The 23,644-nt window shown below is 68.3% G+C and carries 22 protein-coding genes and 3 tRNA genes; 9 read left to right on the top strand and 16 right to left on the bottom strand.

Annotated features, from left to right (window positions below):
- Positions 1-105 precede the first annotated feature (105 nt).
- A complete protein-coding gene (locus tag ACFYY8_RS26505; RefSeq protein WP_390045346.1) occupies positions 106-549 on the top strand; it encodes an HIT family protein in 444 nt (147 codons plus the stop codon).
- Positions 550-767: 218 nt separating this feature from the next.
- Here ACFYY8_RS26505 and ACFYY8_RS26500 read toward each other — a convergent pair whose 3' ends face one another.
- The 4 genes from ACFYY8_RS26500 to ACFYY8_RS26485 all read right to left on the bottom strand — a co-directional run bounded on the left by ACFYY8_RS26500 (position 768) and on the right by ACFYY8_RS26485 (position 5,433).
- On the bottom strand, positions 768-2,168 hold the full coding sequence (locus tag ACFYY8_RS26500; protein WP_390045344.1) for an acyltransferase family protein: 1,401 nt from the start codon (positions 2,166-2,168) through the stop codon (positions 768-770).
- Between the two features lie 1,261 nt (positions 2,169-3,429).
- Positions 3,430-5,097 (bottom strand): TROVE domain-containing protein, encoded by a 1,668-nt coding sequence (locus ACFYY8_RS26495; protein WP_390045342.1) that lies wholly within the window; start codon positions 5,095-5,097, stop codon positions 3,430-3,432.
- A gap of 111 nt (positions 5,098-5,208) precedes the next feature.
- Positions 5,209-5,280 (bottom strand) — tRNA-Asp (locus ACFYY8_RS26490).
- A gap of 78 nt (positions 5,281-5,358) precedes the next feature.
- Positions 5,359-5,433 (bottom strand) — tRNA-OTHER (locus ACFYY8_RS26485).
- A gap of 655 nt (positions 5,434-6,088) precedes the next feature.
- Here ACFYY8_RS26485 and ACFYY8_RS26480 point away from each other — a divergent pair.
- Entirely contained in the window at positions 6,089-6,304 is a 216-nt protein-coding gene (locus tag ACFYY8_RS26480; RefSeq protein WP_390045340.1) for a hypothetical protein, read from the top strand.
- 274 nt (positions 6,305-6,578) lie between these two features.
- Positions 6,579-7,205, top strand: coding sequence for a hypothetical protein (locus ACFYY8_RS26475; protein WP_390045338.1), 627 nt, complete (start codon positions 6,579-6,581; stop codon positions 7,203-7,205).
- 251 nt (positions 7,206-7,456) lie between these two features.
- On the opposite strand, the gene ACFYY8_RS26470 is transcribed toward ACFYY8_RS26475, so the two are convergent.
- The 5 genes from ACFYY8_RS26470 to ACFYY8_RS26450 form a co-directional block, all read right to left on the bottom strand.
- Positions 7,457-7,529: transfer RNA gene (locus ACFYY8_RS26470), tRNA-Ala, on the bottom strand.
- Between the two features lie 113 nt (positions 7,530-7,642).
- Positions 7,643-8,383 carry an HAD-IA family hydrolase gene (locus tag ACFYY8_RS26465; RefSeq protein ID WP_390045336.1) on the bottom strand — a complete coding sequence of 247 codons (741 nt, stop codon included), beginning with the start codon at positions 8,381-8,383 and terminating at the stop codon, positions 7,643-7,645.
- Between the two features lie 29 nt (positions 8,384-8,412).
- On the bottom strand, positions 8,413-8,532 hold the full coding sequence (locus ACFYY8_RS26460) for a DLW-39 family protein (protein ID WP_013130296.1): 120 nt from the start codon (positions 8,530-8,532) through the stop codon (positions 8,413-8,415).
- Positions 8,533-8,875: 343 nt separating this feature from the next.
- A complete protein-coding gene (locus ACFYY8_RS26455; RefSeq protein ID WP_390045334.1) occupies positions 8,876-10,591 on the bottom strand; it encodes a pentapeptide repeat-containing protein in 1,716 nt (571 codons plus the stop codon).
- A gap of 50 nt (positions 10,592-10,641) precedes the next feature.
- A complete protein-coding gene (locus ACFYY8_RS26450) occupies positions 10,642-10,926 on the bottom strand; it encodes a GNAT family N-acetyltransferase (protein WP_352013554.1) in 285 nt (94 codons plus the stop codon).
- 200 nt (positions 10,927-11,126) lie between these two features.
- Between ACFYY8_RS26450 and ACFYY8_RS26445 the strand changes: the two genes are divergently transcribed.
- From ACFYY8_RS26445 to ACFYY8_RS26435, 3 genes are all read left to right on the top strand, one after another.
- Positions 11,127-11,498: an STAS domain-containing protein gene (locus tag ACFYY8_RS26445; protein WP_390045331.1), complete on the top strand. Its 372-nt coding sequence runs from the start codon at positions 11,127-11,129 to the stop codon at positions 11,496-11,498.
- 69 nt (positions 11,499-11,567) lie between these two features.
- Complete coding sequence (locus tag ACFYY8_RS26440; protein ID WP_390045329.1) at positions 11,568-11,966, top strand: ATP-binding protein; 399 nt, start codon at positions 11,568-11,570, stop codon at positions 11,964-11,966.
- Between the two features lie 89 nt (positions 11,967-12,055).
- Positions 12,056-13,126 carry a polysaccharide deacetylase family protein gene (locus tag ACFYY8_RS26435; RefSeq protein ID WP_390045327.1) on the top strand — a complete coding sequence of 357 codons (1,071 nt, stop codon included), beginning with the start codon at positions 12,056-12,058 and terminating at the stop codon, positions 13,124-13,126.
- Between the two features lie 79 nt (positions 13,127-13,205).
- Here ACFYY8_RS26435 and ACFYY8_RS26430 read toward each other — a convergent pair whose 3' ends face one another.
- From ACFYY8_RS26430 to ACFYY8_RS26405, 6 genes are all read right to left on the bottom strand, one after another.
- On the bottom strand, positions 13,206-13,847 hold the full coding sequence (locus ACFYY8_RS26430; RefSeq protein WP_390045325.1) for a response regulator: 642 nt from the start codon (positions 13,845-13,847) through the stop codon (positions 13,206-13,208).
- The gene (locus ACFYY8_RS26425) at positions 13,844-15,109 is read right to left on the bottom strand and encodes a sensor histidine kinase (protein ID WP_390045323.1); all 1,266 of its coding nucleotides are present in this window, start codon (positions 15,107-15,109) and stop codon (positions 13,844-13,846) included. The genes ACFYY8_RS26430 and ACFYY8_RS26425 overlap by 4 nt, the downstream gene beginning before the upstream one ends.
- Before the next feature lie 8 nt (positions 15,110-15,117).
- The gene (locus ACFYY8_RS26420) at positions 15,118-16,095 is read right to left on the bottom strand and encodes a hypothetical protein (protein ID WP_390045321.1); all 978 of its coding nucleotides are present in this window, start codon (positions 16,093-16,095) and stop codon (positions 15,118-15,120) included.
- 314 nt (positions 16,096-16,409) lie between these two features.
- Positions 16,410-17,108 (bottom strand): HAD family hydrolase, encoded by a 699-nt coding sequence (locus ACFYY8_RS26415; protein ID WP_390045319.1) that lies wholly within the window; start codon positions 17,106-17,108, stop codon positions 16,410-16,412.
- 81 nt (positions 17,109-17,189) lie between these two features.
- Positions 17,190-18,293 (bottom strand): ferritin-like domain-containing protein, encoded by a 1,104-nt coding sequence (locus tag ACFYY8_RS26410; RefSeq protein ID WP_390045509.1) that lies wholly within the window; start codon positions 18,291-18,293, stop codon positions 17,190-17,192.
- Positions 18,294-18,401: 108 nt separating this feature from the next.
- Positions 18,402-19,712 carry an MFS transporter gene (locus tag ACFYY8_RS26405; protein WP_390045317.1) on the bottom strand — a complete coding sequence of 437 codons (1,311 nt, stop codon included), beginning with the start codon at positions 19,710-19,712 and terminating at the stop codon, positions 18,402-18,404.
- A 236-nt stretch (positions 19,713-19,948) separates the two neighbouring features.
- Between ACFYY8_RS26405 and ACFYY8_RS26400 the strand changes: the two genes are divergently transcribed.
- The 3 genes from ACFYY8_RS26400 to ACFYY8_RS26390 all read left to right on the top strand — a co-directional run bounded on the left by ACFYY8_RS26400 (position 19,949) and on the right by ACFYY8_RS26390 (position 23,026).
- A complete protein-coding gene (locus ACFYY8_RS26400; RefSeq protein WP_390045315.1) occupies positions 19,949-21,079 on the top strand; it encodes a M20/M25/M40 family metallo-hydrolase in 1,131 nt (376 codons plus the stop codon).
- A 92-nt stretch (positions 21,080-21,171) separates the two neighbouring features.
- On the top strand, positions 21,172-22,299 hold the full coding sequence (locus tag ACFYY8_RS26395) for a glutamate--cysteine ligase (protein WP_390045313.1): 1,128 nt from the start codon (positions 21,172-21,174) through the stop codon (positions 22,297-22,299).
- 64 nt (positions 22,300-22,363) lie between these two features.
- Complete coding sequence (locus tag ACFYY8_RS26390; protein WP_390045311.1) at positions 22,364-23,026, top strand: nitroreductase family protein; 663 nt, start codon at positions 22,364-22,366, stop codon at positions 23,024-23,026.
- 122 nt (positions 23,027-23,148) lie between these two features.
- On the opposite strand, the gene ACFYY8_RS26385 is transcribed toward ACFYY8_RS26390, so the two are convergent.
- Positions 23,149-23,634 (bottom strand): hypothetical protein, encoded by a 486-nt coding sequence (locus tag ACFYY8_RS26385; protein WP_390045309.1) that lies wholly within the window; start codon positions 23,632-23,634, stop codon positions 23,149-23,151.
- Between the last annotated feature and the right edge of the window lie 10 nt (positions 23,635-23,644).

The following is a 23,644-nucleotide window of genomic DNA, read 5'->3' as shown; positions in this document are numbered from 1 at the left end:
CCGGCCGACATTTTTTAAAGGGCGACCAGAAAGCATTGTTGCGGCCGGTTCCCACGGAGCGAAAATGATTCGCCACGGCCCTTCTCCGCCGCCACCATGTGAGCCATGAAAGATGACGGCGGATCGGACTGTGAGTTCTGCGCGATCGTCCGCGGCGAGGCCGAGGCGAGTGTTCCCTACGCGGACGACCGGGTGATTGTGATCATGGACATAAGGCCCGTGACCCCCGGCCACCTTCTCGTCGTCCCACGCGTCCACGCCGTGGGTCTGGAGGACCTCGACGAGGAGACGAGCGCGCACGTGTGGCGGATCGGTCACCGGATGGGCCGTGCCCTGCGGCGCTCCGGTCTGCGGTGTGAGGGCGTGAACGTCTTCCTCGCCGACGGGGAGGCGGCGTTCCAGGAGGTCTTCCACTTCCACCTGCACGTCTTCCCGCGATTCGAGGGAGACGGTTTCCGGATAACCGCCGACTGGGAGACAAGGGCAAGGGACCTGCTCGACCAGGAGGCGGAAGCGATCCGGTCCGGGCCGGCGGAGCCGAATCCGTAGAGAACCCGAGGCCCTGACGGTTCCCCCGGAAATCACAGGCCGACCAGTACGTCGAACACGCCGCGCCGTCCCCGAGCGGCGGCAGGTGTCGGTCGTCGGCGACGGGGACCTGGTAGCGCTACCGGGACTGGAGGACGACCTGACCGTGGTCGCCGAGGCCGGCGCCTCCGCCGACGCCGCCAAGCGGTGAACGAGTGGAACACATCGAACTCGCACGCCTAACGCATCGACCGGATCATCCGTCTTCCCTTCATCTGCGCCGGGTACTCGACCAGACGGTAAGCAACCGAAGCAGTGGGAATCAGCAGCAGGAGGTACACGAAAAGTGGAATGAAGTTGTCGATACGCCAGCGACCGACAAGGGCGTCCGACACCTTCAGAACCATCGGGTGCAGCAGGTAGACCGAGAAGCTGATCTCCCCGAGACGCACCAGAGGAGCGGGAATCTTTCTGTCCTGAAGCGCCATGCCTCCGAGGAAGAAAAAAGCCACCAGAACCATGGAGACGGTCCACGAGATGGATCCGCCCTCCACCTCTCTCGGATGCATCCAGCCTTGTGCAACGGTGACGATGAAAACCAAGGAGCCGAAGACGGCTGCCACCCGAACCGGAACCTCTTTTTTCCTGGCGCGATACATCAGTGTTCCACTGAACATCATCGCGAGAACAGAAAGTCCATACCAGGGTGAGATTCTTCCATTCGCCACGACAAGGACCAGCGCCATGGCGGCTCCCGCCGTCGCCCCCAGCCGGCCGACCACGGCGTTCGAGGAGAAGCCGGATCCCATCGCGGCCACCAGGATCACGACCGAGACGGTGGCCACAGTGTTGACTCCGGCCACCGACGACAACTGCGCCGCGCCTGCCAGAAATGTCAGAAGGACACCGCCTGCCACGAGCACGCATATGACCGGGGCCGTTCTCCTGTGCGCACCCCAGGCGAACAGACCGACCACCAGGAGATAGAAGGCCATCTCGTACGAGAGGGTCCACAGCACGTTGATCGCGTTCGGAACGGCGAGCATGTCCTGAAGCATGGAGGCATGCGAAACGACCACGACGACTGGATTGATGGGCCGAAGCTCGCCACGCAGCTCATTGACACCGGTGACGGCAAGAAGGACAAGGACCGTCACCGCCACGCACCAGAGCGGATAGATACGAAATATCCTGCTGACCCAGAAGCGGCGAACATCGCCATGCCGCTCCAGAGAAGAGGGGATGATGTATCCGCTGATCAGGAAAAATATCATCACCCCCCACGTACCCGGGTTGAACCACTCCAGGAGCGCGCCGCGAAACTGTGGAGTGTAAACGTATGTCCCGTGGTGAATCGCGACAGCCAACGCTGCGATGCCGCGCAACCCGTCCAGCCACCTCAGGCGCGCCTCTCCAGGCCTCGACGGCCCCGGGTCGTGAATATTCACCTCAGAGGCAACGCCTCGCGAGAAAGACGCCCCTTCGTTTACCGTCAACTCTCCGCCATCTTCAACAAGGCCGGATTTCCCGTTCCACCGTCGAACAAGGTCTGCAATGTCATATATTACATATCCAACCCTATAGGCTAAGGGAGTCCCAGCTGGGGTTATATGATGCCCGCCGACACAGGCCCCTCTCATCGGAACCGTCAGGCACAGGCCAATCTCGCCTTCGTGTCCACGAATGCCAGATCAAGCATAACAAATTCCTAGCTAATTATAGTAGATCCAGACTTTTCCAGTCGTCTCGGCATCTCCGGTAATCCACCCACAGACGTGGAACGACCCCTTAACGGACACCCAGGGCCGCAGAGACTACCGGCTCCGGCGGAGCCGTACCAATGATCCGGTTCGATGGATAGGTTCATTCCCCAGCCTTGGAGAGATGCGCGGACCTGAACGTTTTTCGCCGCCTGGAACGTGGGAGACCGCCATATGTCGTTAGCCCGGTGGAGGTTGAGGGGCACGGTCCGGCTGTCAGGCCGACCGGCTCGCTTTGAGCGCCACTGTGGCAGCGAGCGCGATACCGGTTTCGAACATGAATGCACACGCGGCGATGCCCATGGCGGTAAGTACGGTGACGATCCTCTTCATTGTCTCGCCTTCCCCGATCTCGCTCCTGGGTCCAGGATTGTCCTATTGGCCAGCAACTCATCGCACGATGTCGGCTCCTGACACGTCCTCCACCCGGCCTACATTCCTTGAGGCGGGAAGAGCTCACGGTCCGAACCAGCGCTGAGAGCATTGACAGGGCCGGGAAGTCCTCATCTGGCTGCCCCGGCCCTGTAGGTGAAAAACCCGTCGCCCGTAACGGGCGAGGGTTGGTTCGTTGAGCTGGGATCACGCAATCCTCAGCTCAACGAGTCAACTCAGACGTGGGCACCATTGACGCCGACCGCGCCGAGGCCGCTCGGGCACTCTGCCTTGGCGTATTCGCACCCGATTGCTCTGTATTCCATGTAGGAATTGAACCTTTCTCATTCTGAAGTGCCGTTTAGCGGGCTGCCCTTGTCGCGAAGGAACTCCCGGAGGACGCACAACGACAAGATCGTGTATTACCCAGGAACTTCCGTGCTGCGTTGTCTTCAACCCTCATCTGTGTGAGCGGCCTGATCCGGCGCTTCCCGGCGTAGGTTCAACCGGTACTCGTCCGCCTGCGCGAAGGCGGATGGGGCCGGGGCGGCCGCGCACCCGTCCCCGTCTTGGGCGGGCGGATAGGTGTACTCCTCCCGGGCGATCCGTGCCCATCCGCGTCGGCGCGGGATCCGCGCCACGCTACACCGGACCTCGCCACTACGGGTACAGGCGCTCGAAGCGATGGGCCGACCTCCTCGATCGCGACATGGGCTGACAGGAAGCCCCGGCCCCTCCTTGATCGGTGGGCCGGGGCTCCGGTCCGGCGCTACGCGCGCACGAAGCCGTTGATGACCAGTGGGAGCGACGCGTCCACACCCGCCATGTTCAACACGCCTTCGTCCTCCGGCTCACCGATCGAGTAACCGGCAGCGGTCATCGCCGCGACCACGACCCGGGCCCGCGGGTTGACGCTGTCTCGGTAGGCGCGGAGCGCCTGCGACGGGTGAGCCCGACCCGCCCACGTCTCGTTGTCGGTGAAGACCACGATGCCATCGGCGTGGAACCGCTCACGCCGCGCCCAGACGAACGGGAGCGACAGGTCGGTGCCGCCGCCCGAGGGACTCCAGGTGGAGATCTCCCGGAGGTTCGTGCGCGGCGTCACCTTGGAGGGGTGGACATCGGTGTCGACGTCGATGACGTGAACGTCACCACGCTCGATGCGGGCGAGCATGACAGCCATGGCGCAACCGACCTCGTACGGCGAGCCGACCGGCGACCCACCGACCCGCACCCCGCCACCCCAGCTCATCGATCCTGACGAGTCGACGGCGACCAGCAGTCGCTTCCCTGAGGGTGCGACGGCGCCGAAGGCGAGCTCGTACGTCTCCTCCAACGCGTCGGAGACCGCCGGCACCGGCTGCCACGTCTGCTGGTCGGCGCGCGGGTTCGGCCGCGCCTGTCCCGAGTTGTAGACGCGGAGTGCGAGCCAGGCGTCCATCGGGTGGATGCGCGCCTTGAGGATCGCGTCACGATCGGTGAGCCTGGCGACCGCCCGGCCGGTGACGTCGCCGAGGGGCTTGAGCGCGCCGATCCGGGTCATGCGGGCCAGGTTGCGGATGAGGGCGGTCATGCCGACGGTGTCGATGAGCGCCTCCCACACGGCGGGCTCGCGCAGCATCGCGTCGGGGAGGAACTCCCACGGCACCCGCGCCTCCGTCACGACCCGAACAGCCTGGTCGACCGTGGTGACGGCCTTCGCGGTGAGGAACCGGTCGACCGCCGGAAGCTCGTCACGCGCCTCGTCATCGGTGACGTTTCCGGCGATCCACCCGAACAAGGCCTTCCGCTGCTCGGAGTCAGCGGCAGGGTGGGCGATCCGCAGCACGTCCCGCAGGTCGAACGCCTCTCCCTGCGGCGTCTTACGCTGCCGCGCCTTCACCGCCTTGAACGCCACGTGGTCCGGGTCGCCCCGCAGGAACCAGGAGCCGAGCGCCGTCCGAAGCGACCGGCCCACCCGCGGCGCCGTACCGCGTGAGGTCGGCTTCCCGCCAAGGTTCTTGTAGTAGCCGAAGAACTGCGCCAGGTGGTCCGTCGTCCGGGCGACCTTCGGAAGTGCCGACTTCGCCGCCCGGCGCGTGTCGGCGTCCCCCCGGGCGTAGCAGGCGGCGAGCGCGAACAGCGCCGGCCGCGGCTTCGGAGCGCGCGGCGGGCGAGCCGTTGAAATGTCCGTGAGCAGCCGCACGACGCGCGGTCCGTCCTCGGCGATCGCCTGGAACAGCACGCCGGCGTTCTCCGCCGTCAGCTTGTCCTCACCCACGTAGTAGGTGCCGCCCGTCGTGCCGAGGATGAGGAAGTCCTCCAGGCGGGTCCACAGATCCTTGGCGAACACGTAGCCACCCGCGGCGTTGGGCACCTGGTCGCTGCGGCCGGGGATCGGCTGAGACTGCGGGGTCGCGACCGTCGACACCGCGGCGAGGGGATCACGGGGAGCCATGGGCGTTTCCTTCCGTTCGACCCGCCCAGAGGCGGATACGCGAAAAGGGAGAGCGGATGTGGGATCTCCGACCGGCTGTGCCCTACCAAGCTGGGCGATGGATCAGGCGAGCTGACCCGACAGGACTCGAACCTGCATTCACCATGTGATAACCGACTGGATTCGACCCGCTCTCCCCGTTCATCAGCCCTTCCGGCGACGCGGATGTGGAGAGACCGACCGGCCGTTGAACGTGCTGGGCCGCTGCACCACACCACCAGAAGGCGGCGCCGGGATTCGAACCCGGGTCTCCGCTTTTACAGAGCGATAACCGATCGAGATTCGACCCACGCCACCGGCAGACCGATGAACGATCAGGTCTGGAGCCGTCACGGATATGGGGACGCCCACCGGCCTTTTTGGCGCTCTACCGCTTGAGCTACATGAGCCGAAGCCCACGACGGGACTCGAACCCGCAACCGCCCCATTAACAGTGGATAACCGACGAGCTTCGACCCGTGCCGGCACCAGACCTGACCAGCTCATCGGGCCGAGAGAAGGCACGGATATGAGGGCGGACACCGGCGGCATCTGATTTGAAGAGATAACCGATGTCCTTCGACCCGCACCGTCTCCAGGCCCGATGAACTGCATGCAACGCTACCGATTCCCGTGACGTATCACACCTGAATTTCCGGACTAGAGTGACAACCGAAGGAAATGTGATCGCATCCCTCCGACGATTGAGCGGCGATCTTCCGGCAGGTCCGTGAACGGTGGTCGACGTCCTCGCGTGGGCGGTCCCTGCTGGGGGCTTCGTACTGATCGTCCTGTCTGCCTCGCCCCCGGAGGGCAACAGCCGGGGACGGAGGATCAAGGACGTCTTCGCGTGTGTAGCAACCGGTAGACGTTCCTCGACCCGTTGGATGCCGACGGTCGCAGACGACCTTGAACCGCAGGAGCCGGGACGATCAGGCCTCTACACCAACCACCAGGAAGTCAGCCCTTGCGATTGACGGTCATCACGGAGCCGAGGCCTCCGGCGGAGGCCCGGAAGGCGGCGCGGCAGGTGGTAAAGAACAGCAACGACCACGGCGGCGACCAGGAGGGCGGAAAGCAGCAGGACGCCCAGGATGACCACCGTGCGGACGGCCTCGTAGCCGAACCAGAGATAGATCTCTCCACTGGAGACCCCGGACAAAGGGGCCTCGACTGCTTCGTCGGGTGACAAAGTCGCTCCTCGTCATATGCGCCGTAGGTGCGGAGTGAGGGTATATCGTCACGCGAGACGCGTCTTGTGGTCCTGGTGCGTACGGCGGTGTGGCCCCGACTCTGCGAGTTGAACGCCGACACACCGTCGAAGAGTCGCACGGCCGGAGACCTTGCCGTTTTCACATAACCGGGAGCAACCTCATGAGGATGAACATCCCTTGAGGCCACACGGATTCATGCGAACAGAAGCTGTTATCGGACCCCGTACGAACACCCGATCAAGGACCACGATGTCGATAGACGAGAGTCTGGCGATCCTGCACCGCGCCGCCGAATCCGGAACGGTCATCATCACGGCGTCGGAGCCCGCCTCCGCCGGAGCCGTCCGCGACCGCGAGACAGGGCTGAAACCCCATTTCGGAACCATCGACTGGACGGCTCCGCCCAGCTACCGGGCTTTCCTCGCCAAGCACAACACCTTTTCCTGTAGGCGCTGGGACGTCTCATCCGACCGGTACATCGAGTTCGTCGTCGTCGGTGACGATGCCATCGTTGAGCTGAACTCCGATCTCGTGCACATGCCCGAGCATGTGGACCGCGGCGACGGCCGGTGGCTGTCCACCAACCACCTGGTCGGCTTCGCCCTCGCCGACGCGGACAACGAGGCGGTCTGGTGCTTCGATGTCACCCGGCCGGACGCGGACGGCGAGTACCCGGTCTACCACCACCACTACGACGATCAGGAAGGGCGTGCCCGCTACGTTGAGGGCGGAGACTGGGAGGACCCGGCCAACTCCACCCCGGACTTCCCCACGTTCGCCGCCTGGCTGGACGCGATGACCAAAGCGTTCACCGTGCCCGAGCCACCGAGCTGGTTCGAGCAGCTGGGCTCTCCGGGCTTCCACCCGGGGCTGTAGGAGGCCGTACGGATAAGGGTGCGATCATGGTCGGCGATTCGGGGTCCTGCCGGGGTGCCCATCCACGCGGCCTCTGAGAACGAAGAGCCCAGCCCTGTACGGCGAGCACCGAATTCGTCCGTCGAGCCCAGGGCCCACATGAAGGACCTCGCCGTGGACGATCTCCCCAATCCTCGCCGCACAGATGGCGGAGATCATTTCTCTCGGAGAGGGCGAGTCGTTTGAGCTGGACGAATGCGCAAAAGTAGGTGTGGAGCCTAGGAGATTCGAACTCCTGACATCCTGCTTGCAAAGCAGGCGCTCTGCCAACTGAGCTAAGGCCCCGAGGTCAGGTCGCCGACGGCATGTGGAAGTGCGCTCGCGACCTGCTTCAGGCGTACACGGTAGCAACTGGACGCCCTCCGACGCCACTTGACGCATGGTCACCCGGAGAAGGGTCAGAGAGCGGCGGCGCCCACGGGGGTCTCGGCGGGGCGGTCGGTCAGGACCAGGGAGGGCAGGTCCCTGACGGAGTCCAGGATGTGGGTGGCGCCGCCCTTGAGGAGGCGTTCCCTGCTGTGGGCCCCGGTCATGATCCCGGCGACGACCGAGGCTCCGGCGCGCCGTCCGCAGAGCATGTCGTTCTCCGAGTCTCCGGCCACCGCGACCTGGCGGACGTCCTGGACGCGAAGACGCAGAAGCGCGCTGAGCACCATGTCGGGCATCGGGCGGCCACGGCCGACGTCCTCGGTGCAGAGCACGAGGTCGAACCGGTCGGACCAGCTCAGGTCGGCCAGTACGCGGCTGATCAGGGAGCGGCTGAAACCGGTGGTCAGGCACACCTTGACGTCGCCGTCGCGGAGTGTGTCCAGCGTCTCGACGATGCCGGCCGCCGGGACGAGGCCGGAACGGCCGATGGCGCCCTCGTAGGAGCGCTCGAAGGTCAGATTGGCCGCCTGGGCCTGAGCCTCGTTGTCGGGGAAGATGCCCCGGAAGACGTCCAGTGTGGAGCGGCCCCGGGACCGGTGTACGTGCACCATGGCACGTGCGTACGCGCCGGTCCCGGGCACGATTCCCTGTGTGGCGATCGCCTCGGCGAACGCCCGTTCGACCATGACGACATCGCCGATCGTGGTGCCCGCCAGATCCAGGCAGACAAGCCTGATGGGGAGCGTTCCCCCATCTTGGGCAAGGACCATGAAAGCACCCGAATCGGTAGCCGCGTTGTTCAGTTCTCGCTTCCCGTGGCCTCAGTCCACAGGTCGAGCTCGGCGCGGTCCGCCTGCACCTTGCGCCAGATCAGCAGTCCCCCAAGCGCGACGAGCGCGAGAACGAGCAGCTTCTTCACGGTGTGACCCCACTTCTTGACGGTCTCACCTGCCGGGGTGAGACAACGCCCGGTTCCAACGTTTTCCCTGCAGCCTAGCAAGGGATCGGGCCATGATCCGGTTTGGGCGACAAGCCGAAGCGGCTAATCACCGTCAACCGGGTGATTCTAAACATCACGCCGTACGGCTCGCATCCAAACGGCCGCAATACGCGACGAGTCGGGCCTCATGGCCGTTCCCGCTTCACCATAACCCCCGGAAACCTCTGGCTGCGCACACACCCGGGGACGATCTTCCCCAAAGCCCACATGATCAGGAAATATGCGTGTTTTTGGGTAGGTGCGGGGGAGGAAAACCAGGAGGTCAGAGCCATTCCCGCCTTCCGCCGCTCTTGGGGCCAGTGCCCCCGGGCCTGGTCAGCGCGTCACGTCCCCGGTGCACGATGCCCCTGACCGCCTTCAGCCCGGCCTCGTCCCTCGCCGCCGCCAGCGCCGCCTTCGCGGCGTCGTAGGCGTCGAGGGCCTCGTGCCAGTCGGCCGCCTCGGCGTCGGCGCCCGCCTGGTCGAGCAGGTCGATCTCCTCGCCCAGCGAGGTCACCTCCTCCTCGGCCGCACGCCTGGAGTCCTCGAACCGGGCCCGTTCCCGTACGGCGGCCCGCCTGCGCCGTACGACCCCCCGGGCCGTCCTGGCGGCGATGGCGGCGGCGGCCAGACCGAGCAGCCACAGGACGACGACCCAGCCGACCGGCATCTTGCTCGTCGAGCCGGAGAGGTCGGCGTCGTCGACGTTGGCCGTCTCCATGTCGGTGACGTTCGCCCCCTGGAAGGACGCGCCCTTGAGGTGGGTGAAGGACAGGTCGGCGCCGATGAGGGAGGCGTTCCTGAAGACCGCGTCGAAGTACTGGCCGCTGCTCAGGTCGGCGTGTTCCATCATGGCCCCGGTGAAGTCGGCCCGGTCGCCCTTGGCGCTGCCGAGACGGGCGTCACGCAGGTCGGCGCCCTTGAAGGAGGCGCCCCTGAGGTCGGCGCTGCCGAGGTTGGCCGTGGCCAGTACGGCGGAGCCGAGGTCGGCGCCCGTCAGGTCACCGCTGCCGACGTCGGCGCCGATGAGACGGGCCTGGCGCAGGTCGGCCCCCTTGAGGGAGCGGAGCCTGGCCCCGGACAGCGACGCCTTGCGCAGGATCGCGCGGTCGAGCCGTACGGAACTCAGGTTCAGGCCGTCGAGGCGGGCACCGGTCAGGTCGGCGCAGCTGAGGTCGTCGGGGAAGTCGCTGACGCCGGTGAGATCCCGGCCCGCGTACCGCTGGCCGCTGCCCGGCTCACAGTTCGCGCCGGGGGCGGGCAGTTCGGTGGGGACGCCCTTGCTGCCCGCCAGGTCGAGGCCGGTGGCGTCGCGCAGGTTGGCCTCGGTGACGTCGGCGTCCTGGAAGGTGGCCCCGTCCGCGGCGGTCGAGTACATCTCGGCCTTGGTCAGATCGGTCCTGTGGAAGACCGTGTCGATCAGGATCGCGTTGTAGAACCTGGCCCCCGCCGCCCTGACGTCGGTGAGGTCGGCCCGGCGCAGGTCCGCGTAGTAGACGCTCGCCTCGCGCAGGTCGGCCCCGGTGAGCTTGGCACCGTCGAACTGGGCGTTGTACGCCTTGGCCCTGACCATGCGGACCCCGCGGAGGTCGGCTCCCTCCAGGTGGGCGTAGGCGAACATGGCGTCGTCGAGGGTCGCCTCACGCAGGTCGGCGCCGCGGGCGTCGGCACCGGGCAGGTTCGCCTCGGTGAGGTCGGCCTCCCGCAGGTCGGCACCCGCCATGCTCACGGTGGACAGGTCGGCCCCCTTGAGGGAGGCGCCCCTGAGATTCGCCCGGGTGAGGGGCGCGCGCAGCCGTACGCCGTCGAGGGTCGCACCGTGCAGGTCGGCGCAGGTCAGGTCGGCGGGCAGGGCGGCCGTGGTGAGGTTCCTGCCGGACAGGTCGATGCCGCTGCCCGGCCTGCACGCCGCCTCGGCCGATGCCGGAGGGGCCTGCGTCACGGCCGCCAGGATCACCGTCGGGGTGAGAAGGGTGAGAAGACGGAGAAAGACCCGCATTTTCCACTCGCTATCTCCCCCGAAACATCAGGATCCTACCGAAAAGCGGGTCAGGCGTCCTTGACGAGGTCGGCGTAGTCGGGGTGCCGGTCGATCCACTGCCTGACGAACGGACAGCGCGGCACCACCTGGACGCCCTCGGCGCGGGCGGCGTCCAGGGCCGTACGGACGAGGGAGCCACCCACCCCCTTACCGCCGAACTCGTCCTCCACCTCGGTGTGGGTGTAGACGATGACGCCGTCACGCCGGACGAACTCCAGCTGTCCCGCGTGTCTTCCGTCGATCAACGCCTCGTAGAGGTCGCCTTCGGGTGAGAGCTTGACGTCGACGTGCACGAGAAGTCCTCCTTCGTCGGGCCGCCGGACGGCGGCCTACCGATCAGCCTCCGCCGGGAGGGATTCATTCCCCGCGAATCCCGGAGCCGTGGCGGCCTGGTAAAAGGCACCCAACAGGATTTCCGGTCAACGGTAAACTGGACGGTCACGGCGTCGGTCGTGTGACGCCTTCTGATCCGACAGCCCGCAAAGGTGGCCCCGTGACCACGGTCGTCCGCGTAACCGTCGTCCCCGGCGACGCACCCGAGGGGATTCTCCTTCTCGCCCTGGGTGGGGAGCTCGACTACACCAACGCCGAACGGCTGCGGCACGACCTGCACGAGGCCGTCGGCCCCGAGCCGCGTGACCTGGTCGTCGACCTGACGGAGCTGATCTTCTGCGACTCGTCCGGCCTTCAGGTCCTCCTCGGCGTGCGCGAGCTCGTCCAGGCCCGTGGGCGCCGGATCGCGCTGGCCAACCCGCACCAGCGGCTGAAACGGCTCTTCCACCTGACCGGCCTCGCCGAGGCCTTCGGCGTCCAGCCGACCGTCACGCGGGCGGTGGAGATCCTGACGAGCCAGACCCCGCTGTAGGACGTAAGTCGGCGGGGACCGGGCAGATGTCTAACGACCACCGGACGGGGCGAGGTCGAGGGGGAAGGCGTGACCGGCGACCAGGAACAGCAGTGGCCGATCGATGAGGATCTCGGTGCGCTGCGGGACTTCCTCCTGCGCAGGGCGTCCCTGGCGGGCCTGCGCGACGACCGCCTCGACGACCTGCTGATCGCCGTCAACGAGGCCGTGATCAACGTGCTCGAACACGGCGGCGGCGAGGGCACGGTGACCGTACGGCACGACGCGGACTCCATCACCGTCGACATCACCGACACCGTGGGCGCGCTCGGCAGGCATGACGTCCCGCCCCGGCGTCCCGCCGACGCCGTGCGGGGCTTCGGCCTGTGGCTGATGAGCCAGCTCTGCGACGAGTTCACCATCCGGCGCAACGACGGCCGCTCGCTGGTACGCCTGCGGATGTGCCTGGACACCGTCCCCGCCCGATAAGCCCTCTCCGAAGCTTTGCCTCGCGTGGAGATCGGCACGCGACTCCCAGGGGGATCACCTGGCCATCGTCTGCGCGCGAGGGGGATTCGATGGGCCGTCTCAGGGTGATCGGCGTCGTTGTGGTGGCCGCGGCGACGGGAGCCGCGCTCGCCGGGTGCTCGGGACAGAACGAGGCGGAGAAGGACCCCGCGGCGATCGCCGCGGCGGCGAAGGCCTCGGCGTCCGCGGTCGCGGCGAGGAAGGCGGCCCAGCTCAAGTCCAGGGCGGTGACGGCGGCCCAGGTCCGCGCCAACGAGCTGGGGCAGATCCCCGTCCTGATGTACCACCGGGTGGTGGACAAGCCCGGCACCCAGGACGACCGCACCCCGAAGCAGTTCCGCACCGAGCTGGAACGGCTGGCCAAGGAGGGCTACGTCCCGGTGACGGCCGCCGAGTACGTCACCGGGCGCATGGACATCCCGGCCGGCAAGCACCCGGTCGTGCTCACCTTCGACGACTCCTCTCCCTCCCAGCTCTCGCTGGACGGGATGGGCGTCCCCAAGCCCGGGACGGCCGTGGCCATCCTTGAGGACGTCGCCAAGCGGAACCCGGGCTTCCGGCCGGTCGCCACCATGTACGTGACACGCGACATGTTCGGCAAGGCGACGCCCGAGGAGGGCACCGAGATGCTGACGTGGCTGCACGACAAGGGATTCGACATCGGCAACCACACCCGGGACCACAAGAACCTGCGGGGCAGGCCAGAGGACCAGGTCACCGCCGAGATCGCCGCCGGTCACAAGCTCATCACCGACCTGATCCCCTCGAAGCCCGTCACGCTCGCCCTGCCGTACGGCAACCAGCCGAGCACCAAGTCGTGGGGGCTCAAGGGGACCTCGGGAGGCGTCTCCTACGACTACGGCGGGGTGTTCCTGGCCGGGTACACGCCCGCGGAGTCGCCCTTCAGCAAGAAGTTCGACCCGCAGGGCATCCCGAGGATCCGCTCGATGGACAAGACCGGTGACTGCGCGAAGTTCTGCTCGACCGCCTGGCTCGACTGGCTGCAGGCCCACCCGGACGAGCGCTACACCTCCGACGGCGACGTGAACACGGTCGCCTTCCCGAAGTTCAAGTCGCCCTTCGCGCTCAAGCGCTTCAGCGACCGAATCCTGGCCTACTGAACAGGGCGAGGGTCTCCGGCAGCTGGGAGTGGCGGGGCAGGGCGGGTGCACGGCCGCCCGACCCGGTGCGAAACCGCCACTAACGCTCGCCCGGAGTGACGACGCCGGATTCGTACGCCAGCACCACCGCCTGGACCCGGTCGCGCAGCCCGAGCTTCGTCAGGATGCGCCCCACGTGGGTCTTGACCGTTGTCTCCGACAGGAACAACTCGGCCCCGATCTCGGCGTTGGACGCGCCTCCGGCCAGGCTGAGGAAGACTTCACGCTCACGCTCCGTGAGCGCCTTGAGCACGGCGTCCGGGTCGGTGTCGGCCTTCGCGATGAGCCGCCCGATGAGTCGGCGGGTCGTGGCGGGCGCGATGATCGAGTCACCCCGATGCACGTGCCGGATCGCGGCGATGATCTCCTCACCTGGCGCGTCCTTCAGCATGAACCCGCTAGCACCGGCGCGCAGCGCGGCCAGGGCGTGCTCGTCGAGATCGAACGTGGTCAACACCAGCACCTTCGGCGGGTCGGTCAACCGCTGGATCTCCCTGGTGGCGGTGACACCGTCCATTCGGGGCATACGGATGTCCATCACCACCACGTCGACGTGCCGCGACTCCAGCGCCGACAGGGCGGCCAGGCCGTCAGCGGCCTCTGCGACCACCTCAATGTCGGGCTGGGACCTGGCGACCATGATCAGGCCGTTGCGCAGCAGCTCCTGATCGTCGACGATCATGATCCGGATGATGGAAGACTCCTCGGCTCATAAGGCAGGGTGGCCGACAGTTCGAAGCCGACGCCTGAGCGTCCGCCGGCCTCCAGGGTGCCTCCCACCATGCCGAGACGTTCGCGCATCCCGGTCAGCCCGACGCCGGCCTCTCCGGCGGGCGGCCCGGCGCCGTCGTTCGTGATGGTGATGTGCAGTCTGTCCGCGCGCCAGGCCAGCGTCATGTCGGCGGAGGCCGTCGCCCCCGCGTGTTTGATCACGTTGGTCAGTCCCTCTTGGATGACGCGGTAGGCGGTCAGATCGACGGCGGGGCGCAGTGGCCGCGCGTCCCCGACCTCCCGTACGGCGAGCCGTACGCCTGTGTCGCGCACCTGGTCGAGTAGGTCGGAGAGATCGTCGAGGCCCGGTTGCGGAGTGGTACCGCCGTCGGCGCGTAGCACGCCCAGGAGCCCGCGCATGTCGCGCAGGGCCTCACGCCCGACCCCGGCGATGGTGGCGAACACACCCGCTCCGGGCGAGCCGGGGTCGGACAGCCTGCCACCTTCCGCCTGGCTGACCATGACGGCGAGCGAGTGGGACACCACGTCGTGCATCTCGCGGCTGATGCGGTCGCGCTCCGCCCGCGCCGCCTCCTGCCGCTCCCGCGCACGGTCGGCCTCTGCGCGCTCGGCCTTCGCGCTGAGCTCGGACAGGAACAACATCCGGATCCGGCTGAGGCGGCCCAGCGACCATAGGCACGCCGCTGCGGCGACCAGGCCGACCGACAGCCCGATCCGCCACGCGACCGGCTCGTAGGAGCCCGAAGAACCGCCCCATGAGGCCGGATTCCACAGACGCGCCAGGACCAGGGCCACACCCGTCAGGGCGATGGCCAGACAGGCCAGGCTGGGCAGCAGGTCGAGCCGGCCGGAGGCCGTGTAGAGCAACAGCCCGAAGACCAGCGTGCTCGGCAGCAGCACCGCCGGATAGTAGGCGCCGCCCGGGTCGTGCAGGGGCGGCAGTGCCACCAGCAGCAGCATCGCCGCGGCGGCCAGTCCGTACGCCACCAGCGGGCGCAGCCGACGCGGGACGACGCACCCGTGCAGCGCCAGCAGGCCGAGACCCGCGAGCAGGCGGAGCGGCAGAGGACTGTCCGAGGCCCGGAGCAGGCTCAACGAGACCAGGCCGAGCGGCAGGAAGAGCAGGACGGCGAGCAGGGCGTCGGTGCCCACCTGATGCCGGTTGAGAAACGAGTCCACCGCGACGTCGGAAGGTGACGGGGGCTCTCGCACGCCCACCATTATGGTCGGCGTGTGTGAACGAGGTGGCGGCGGCGGGAGAGGTACGCCAGCGCGGCCACCGCCAGAGCCGCGCCCCACAGCGGCCACAACATCTCTGGCAGCCAGGCCCCCAGTTCGTTGTTCGCCCCCGCGGGGCCGACCTGCTCACCGGTGAGCTTCTTGCGGACGTACATCAGTCCGGCGGAGGTGACAGGGAGGGAGGCGACCAGAGCCGAGTAGGCCGGGAGCTTCGCCGGAATCGGACACCCACGCAGGAACGGCACCCAGCGCGGCCAGGTCTCGCCCCACGGCCGGACCAAGCCAACGGTCAGGACCGCACCGATGAGACCGAGCGTGCTGAGACCGGCGCCGATCGGGGTGATCTCGGCGATGTGGGCCAGGAACCGATCGCTGATCCCGACCGGAACGCCCAGCAGCCAGCCAAAGCGGGTGACGGCGTAGACCACGGGGACGGCGACCGCGACGGCGGTCGCGTACTGCCCGGCCCGTAGCGCGCCGACGGCGCTGCCGGGCCGCCCGGTCCCTGCGATCAGTGCGCGCGTCCCCAGGAGCATCAGGCTGACGCCGGCCGCCATCAGGATGAGCAGGTTGACGCTCGGCCACGTGAGCATGGCCGCGATCATCGAGAACTCGGCCTGGCCGAAGAGCGCGGCGACCAGCATCACCGGCAGATACCCGGCGGTCATCATGATGCGCACGTCAGGCAGGAGCACCGCCAGTCCGACGCCGACCGCGATGGCCACGACGGCGGGGGCCCGGTTGAGCGGACCTCTGACGACGAGCACGGCGACGACGCCGGCTACCAGTGCCGACACCGCGAGCACGGCCCCGCCGGCCGCCGCTGGAAGAGGGTCGAGCAGAGTGTTGCCCACGCCTGCGTGGCCGGCGTCGAAGGGATATGCGGGCCCTCCGACAGCCCAGAGCAGGCTGAGGGGCAGATAGCTCACCGACCAGACGGCGATGATCAGGATCGGCACGATTGGAGGGCGGTTTCGTGGCGGAGAGGCGTTCACCCGGCCCAATTTGCCGCCGCGGGGGTGCCCCGCACATCGTCACCGGGTCTCGGCCGGCTCCTCCGAAGGTCGCGATGGCGCCGTCCAGGAGGATGACGCCCGGCCGCCCGGTCGGCGAGAGCGGGGCGCCCCAAGCCGGAGGATCAAGACCCGGCGCGGTCCGGCCACCCGCTACGACAAAACCTCAGAAAGCCACGAGGCCGGGCTTCGCCTCCGAGGCTCGATCATGTGGCTGAGACTCTTCACCTCACCCACATGATCCGAACCTCGAACAGCTCCTAGAAGTGGTCGAGCAGCTCGGGGAACGCCCGCAGGGTGAGCACTCCCTGGTCGCCGGGGTCGAGGGTGGCCTGTTCGAGCACCCAGGTGTGGGCGTTGGGGATGAGGACGGCGTTCATTCCGGCCTGCCGGGCGGGGATGATGTCCGACTTCGGGGAGTTCCCGATCATCCAGGTGCTCGCGGGTGTCAGCGCGTGCTCCTCGGCCAGCCGTAGGTAGGCGGCGATGTCCTTCTCCGGGACGATGTGGATGCCGTCGAAGTGGTGCGCCAGCTGGGAGGCGTCCAGTTTGCGGCGCTGTTCCGCCTGGTCGCCCTTGGTCAGCAGGAGCAGCCGGTGCCGGGTGCCGAGGTCGAGAAGCGTCTCGGCGACGCCGGGGACGAGCTCGACGCGGTGCTCGACGAGCGCGACCGCCAGTTCGTCGATCCGGCGCCGTTCCCGCTCGGTCGTGGGCCGCTCGTTGAGCCGCTCGAAGCAGTCGCGGAGGCTGCGCAGGAACACCTTGCTGCCGTAGCCGTGGACCGCCGTGTTGGCCGTCTCGATGTCGTTGAGGACGGCGCGGAGTTCGGCCCTGTCGAGGGTCGGATGTTCGAGCCAGTCGAGGAAGTCGTCGATGACCCGCTCGAACAGGATGTTGTTCTCCCAGAGCGTGTCGTCGGCGTCGAAGATGAGCACCCTGCCGGTTGACCGCGGTGGCACGACTCTCCCTTGCTCGGATTTCCGCATGCCGTACAAGAGGTACAGGGCACCCGGAGCAGCGGCAAAGGGTTTTTCCGGCGGTCAGGACGCGGCTTCGGCGATGACCTCGTCCACTTCCCGGCGGCGCGCCGCCTCCTCCGCGGCGAAGCGTTCGACCTCGATCCGTTCGGCGATCTCCTCGTCCTGCCGCATGAGGGCGTCGAGGTCGCCCTTGGACATCTCCAGGACGCCCATGTCGTCGTAGGCCTGGCGGATGCGCTCGCTCCACAGGCCGATGTCCTTCACGCACGGGACGATCCGGCTGAACAGCAGGCTCTGGAACATCCGGATGTACGGCGAGTCCCTGAGCATCTCCTGGGCCTCAGCGCGGGGGATGCCGAAGTTCTCCCAGATCTCGACGCCGCGCAGCCGGTCGCGCATGAGGTAGCAGCCCTCGATGACGAAGTCCTCGCGTTCGCGCAGCTCGGCCGCCGACAGCTGCGCGTAGTAGTCGCGCAGCGCCAGGCGGCCGAAGGCGACGTGCCTGGCCTCGTCCTGCATGACGTAGGCGAGGATCTGCTTGGGCAGCGGCTTGGTGCTGGCGTCGCGGATCACGCCGAAGGCGGCCAGCGCCAGACCCTCGATGAGGACCTGCATGCCCAGGTAGGGCATGTCCCAGCGGGAGTCGCCGAGCGTCTCGCCCAGCAGGTCCTGGAGCTTGCCGTTGATCGGGTAGACCAGCCCGAGCTTCTCGTGCAGGAAGCGGGAGAAGATCTCCACGTGCCGGGCCTCGTCCATGGTCTGGGTGGCCGAGTAGAGCTTGGCGTCCAGGTCGGGGACGGTCTCGACGATCCTGGCGCCGGTGATCATGGCTCCCTGCTCACCGTGCAGGAACTGGGAGAACTGCCAGGCGGCGGCATGGTGGCGCACCCGCTTCCGCTCCCGCTCGTCCATCTTCTCCCAGTGCCTGGTGCCGAAGATGGCCAGTGACTGGTCGGGCATGCCGAGCGCGTCGTACGGATCGACCTCGATGTCCCAGTCGATGCGTTTGACCGAGTCCCACTGCTTGTCCTTGCCCTTCTGGTACAGGGCAAGCAGCTTCTCCCTGTTCTCGTCGTACTCCCAGGTGAAGCGGGCGTCGCCGGTCATCGGCACATCCCAGGTCGCCTCGCCTACGGGGGTCGTGTAGAACCGGCCGGTCGACACGGTGATCACCTCCATGGCACGCGGACGTACGCCGTAGGAACGGTTTCACGCGCTCCCTGGGGTGTCAACGGCGGGGCGACATGTCCGCAACCAGGGAGAACCCGGTTCTCACACCGCCTCGACCGCCGCCGGGGCCTCCGTTTCCTGGACGGGGGCGCGCAGCCCGCGCACCCCGGGGAAGAGCAGCGCGGCGAGCGAGGCCAGCAGGATGAGGGCGGCGCAGCCGAGCAGCGCGGGCCTCGGGCCGACCAGGATCGCCGCGGGCCCGGCCAGCATCAGTCCGATGGGGCCGAACATGAGGGACCCGAGGGCGTCGTAGGAGCTGACCCGCGACAGCGCCTCCGGCGGGATCTCACGCTGCATGGTGGTGTTCCACAGCACGCCGAAGACGTCGAAGCACACACCCATCACGACCGCGCCGAGGACGACCGTCCACAGCGGCGCCGAGATCCCGAGCAGCAGGTACGGCAGCGCGGTCGGCAGTGTCATGAGTGTGGCGATCAGGATAGGGCGGCTCGGCCGCAGCCGCAGAGTGACGACGATGCCACCGAGCATGCCGACCGCCTCGCCCGCCAGGACGGCCGACCAGGCCGCCGCCCCGCCCATCTGCTCCTTGGCGACCAGTGGCCCGAGCACGCCGTGCGCGGCCTGCATGGCCAGCACCAGCAGGGAGAACTGCGCGACCACGACCCACAGCCACTGCCGTGAGATGAACTCGCGCCAGCCGCCGCGCAGGTCGGTGAAGACGGAGCGCACCCCGTCGAGGAGCGACGTCCTGGCGGGCCGTACGGCCTCGGCTTCGTCCGGGGTTTGGGCGGCCGCCGCCGGTTTGAGGCGCAGGGCGGCCACGAGCACGGCGGCCAGGGCGAACATCAGGCCGCTGACGACCAGTGCCCAGCCCGCGCCGATCAGGACGACCGTCATGCCGCCCATGACGAGACCGGCGACCCGGGAGATGTTGGTGCCCAGCCCCAGCAGGGCGTTGGCGGTCTGCAGGCGGTCGGCCTCGACGACGTCAGGGACGATGCCGGTCAGGGCGGGGAAGAGGATGGCCGTCGAGACTCCGCTGATGGCCGCCGCCGTCGCCAGGGCGGGCAGCGGGGTCCAGCCGGTGAGCATCATGCCGGCGAGGCTGAGGAAGGCCGCCGCGTTGAGCGTCTCGGCGGTCATCATCACCCGGTCGCGGGGCAACCTGTCGGCGATCACACCGCCGACGAGCATGAACACCACCATGGGCAGCGACTCGGCGGTGAGGACGACCGACAGGGTTCCGGCCGTCGCACCGGGCAGGGCCAGGACGCCGAAGGCGAGGGCCACGGGGGCGAAGGAGGTGCCGAGCACCGAGATGGTTCTGGCGACGAGCAGAAGAGAGAAGTTCCGATCCCGGAGCATGCCGAGATCACTCCGGTAGCTGTGCACGTGCCGTCCCCTTAGACCCCAAACCAGAAAGAGAACCCATTCTTCCGGTTCCCGGGTCATATGTCGCATGAATTTCGCCCGCTGTCCAGGAGCCAGGCAACACAGAAGAAGCCCCAAAAGACGAAATATCCGACAATTGACTGATAGTCAGCACCTCATGTCATCCTCGCGATCACGGCGGCTCCGTAGGACCTGGCGCCCGCCGGACGGCCGGGGACCGCTGCCGAAGGAGCCCGATGAGACCGCTGAGCGTCATGCGATGGGCGGCGCACGAGGACGGCGCGAAGATGATCGACCGGCTGGGGGAGCTGGTCTCGTGCGAGTCGCCCCCCGGTTCCATCCCCCACCTGCGGGTCTGCGCCGACCTGGTCGCGGGCTGGGGCGAGGCCGTACTCGGCAGACCGGCGCGGCGGGTCGTCAGGGACGGACTGCCGCACCTGCTCTGGGCCGCGCGGGACCAGCGGGTACTGCTGCTCGGCCACTTCGACACGGTGTGGCCCGCGGGAACGATCAGGCAGTGGCCCTTCGCCGTGGACGGCGACCGCGCGACGGGGCCGGGGGCCTACGACATGAAGGCGGGCATCGTGCAGATGTTCACCGCCCTCGGCCTGCTCGCGGACACCTCACGGGTCGGCGTGCTGCTCACCTGCGACGAGGAGAGCGGCTCCGTCACCTCCCGCGAGCTGATCGAACGCCAGGCCCTGCGCTCGGGGGCGGTTCTCGTCTGCGAGGCCAGCGACCCCGCGGGCGCGCTGAAGGTCGCGCGCAAGGGCGGCTCCCTCTACCGGCTCACCGCCGTCGGCAGGGCGGCGCACGCGGGCGTCGAACCCCAGCGGGGCGTCAACGCCACCGTCGAGGTGGCCCACCAGGTCCTCACCGTGCAGGCGTTCGCCTCCCCGGCCGAGGAGACCAGCGTGACCCCGACGGTGCTGACCGGCGGCACCACGACGAACACCGTCCCGGAGACCGCGACCCTCTGCGTCGACGTCCGCGCCTGGACCAGGGACGAGCTCGAACGGGTCGATCTGGAGATCCGCAGGATGACCGCGCGGCTGCCCGGGGCCGTGCTGTCCGTCGGCGGCGGGATCAACCGCCATCCACTGACCCCGGAGGTCGCGCTGCCGCTGCTCGCGGTGGCGCAGGCCGCGGCCAAGGACATCGGCCTGCCTCCGCCGGACGGCGCGCACGTGCCCGGCGCCTCCGACGCCAACTTCACCGGCGCGCTCGGCGTGCCGACGCTGGACGGGCTCGGCGCGGTCGGCGGCGGCGCGCACGCGCGGGGGGAGTACGTCGACGTACGGGCGATGCCCGACCGCGCGGCGCTGTTGGCCGCACTCGTAGCGAGGCTTCTGACGACGCCTTCCTGACGAAGGCCCCACATCGGACGGTCGCCCCTAATACGCTGTGATCGGCCGCGCTCCCGCGCGTCCGGGGCTACCGCGAAAGTGGGCGCGACACGATGAACAGGGACAGCCGGCGGATCGGAGTCGAGGAGGAGTTCCTGGTCGTCGATCCGGTCACCAGGTGCGCGGTGCCCCAGGCGGAGGCGGTGCTGCGCCGGGCGGCCGACCGGCTCGGACCCCAGGTGGGCGGGGAGATCACCAAGCTCCAGGTCGAGTCACGGACGCTGCCCTGCCGTACGGTCACCGACCTGTACGGCCAGCTCGCGCGGGGCCGGGCGGAGCTGGACGCCTCGGCGGCCGAGGAGGGGCTGCGGATCATGGCCAGCGGCACCCCGGTGCTGGGCGACTTCGTCCCCTCGCCGATGACCGAGGGGCCCCGGCAGGACCTGGGCAACGCGACCTTCAGGGGTCTGCACGACGAGCTGAGCATCTGCGCCCTGCACGTCCACGTCGAGCTGCCGGAACGCGACCGGGCGGTGCTCGCGGGCAACCACCTGCGGCCCCACCTGCCCACGTTGATCGCGCTCACCGCGAACTCGCCGTACTGGTCGCGGCGTGACACCGGCTACGCGAGCTGGCGCACGCTGGTGTGGAACCGCTGGCCGGTCGCCGGGCCTCCGCCGTACTTCACCTCGGCCGACCACTACGACTCCCACATCGCCACGCTCCAGGAGGCCGGGGCCCTGGTCGACGTGGGCACGGTCTTCTGGGACATCAGGCCCTCGGCGCACCAGCCGACGCTTGAGATCAGGGCCGCCGACGTGCCGACCACCGCCGAGGAGTCGGCGATGGTCGCCGCCCTGGTCAGGGGCCTGGTGACGACCTCGCTCTCGCTGGTCGACCGGGGGGATCCGGGGCCGGTCGTCTCGGCCGACCTGATGCGGGTCGCCTACTGGCGGGCCGCCCGCGACGGGCTCGGCGGGTACGGCGTGGACGTGCGCACCGGCCGTCCCGTGCCCGCCGCCGAGCTGGCCGTACGGATGCTCGACGCCGCGGCTCCCGGGCTTGAGGAGCACGGGGACCTCGACCTGGTCACCGGCTGGCTGAAGCGCCTGACCGGGGAGGGCGACGGGGCCACCCGCCAGCGCCGCGCCGCCGAGGACGGCGGGCTCGCCGGGGTCGTCGACCACCTCATCACCTGTACGGCCCCGCCCGCCCTCCGGGAGGAGAGCACGTCCGCGTAACGACATCCCGGTCCGCCCGGTCCACCCTTGAGGGGAGGCAGGACGGACTGGGAGGCGTTTTCCGTTGACCGAGACCGCAGAGCACCCGACGATTCCCCTGGACACCGCCCGCAGGCCGCCTTCGGCCATGGCCCACGACGCCAGGGTGTTCGCCGACACGATGACCGCCCGCAGGTCGGTGCGGGAGTTCGCGCCCGACCCGGTGCCCGAGGGGGTGATCGAGGCGGCCGTACGGGCGGCGGCGAGCGCGCCGAGCGGCGCCAACCTGCAGCCGTGGCGGTTCGTCGTCGTGACGGACCCCGAACGCAGGCGGCGGCTGCGTGCGGCCGCCGAGGCCGAGGAGCGGGAGTTCTACGCGCACCGGGCCTCCGCCGAGTGGCTCGACATGATCGCCCCGATCGGCACCGACTGGCACAAGCCGTTCCTGGAGATCGCCCCGGTGGTGATCGTGATCTTCGAGGTGCACCAGGGGCCGAGCACGCCCAAGCCCTACTACGTCAAGGAGTCGGTCGGCATCGCGGTCGGCCTGCTGATCGCGGCGCTGCACCACGCGGGGCTGGCCACGCTGGTCCACACGCCAAGCCCGATGCGCTTCCTCAACGAGGTGTGCGACCGGCCCCCGGAGGAGCGCCCCTACCTGGTGATGCCGGTCGGTTACCCGGCGGCGGGTGTCCGGGTACCCGACCTGACCCGCAAGCCGCTGGAGGAGGTGATGATCCGCTGCTAGACGAGTAAGTCCTAAGTCTCCGTCACCTGGGCCCTGGCCGCCCCGAACATCGACGAACGCCACGTCCTCATGGCCGACAACATCAGTGAATATGGGGCAGGAGCGGCGAGGTAGCCGCCGACTCAGCGCCTAACTTGTCCAATGACGATGAGCTTCTGTCGACCTGGAAGCCCTGTGCAGCGACGGACATCAGCGTCCGATGGGACCATCTCCTCATCGGCTGCGTTTCCGCCAAGCTGAACACGGTCTCCATCAAGAAAGCTCCCCACACCTTTGACGTCCACGCCGCGACGGCCATCGACGACGATCGGTTCGGTGCCAGGCGGCCAGATGGGAATGTTGATGCCGTCGCCCGCCTGCAGAACCACACATTTGCTCGCCGCATGGTAGGCGAGCCGACTCTCGATCCCCACCACACCAGTTTCTCCGCCGGTGTGCACCAGGATGACCGGATCACTGCCGATTGCCTGGATCCACCCGGAAGTGGCCGAGCAGGCGGCGACCGCTGAACAGAGCAGCATGGCCACGCCCTTTTTCCAAGACATGGAAACCATATTCGAGTCCAGATCATCAAATGGGAGAATGGCCCAGCGGAAAACCTGGGCCATTCAGATCACG

Source organism: Streptosporangium sp. NPDC001559, assembly GCF_042893955.1.
Taxonomy (GTDB): Bacteria; Actinomycetota; Actinomycetes; order Streptosporangiales; family Streptosporangiaceae; genus Streptosporangium.
This window is presented reverse-complemented; position numbering and strand designations above follow the sequence as displayed.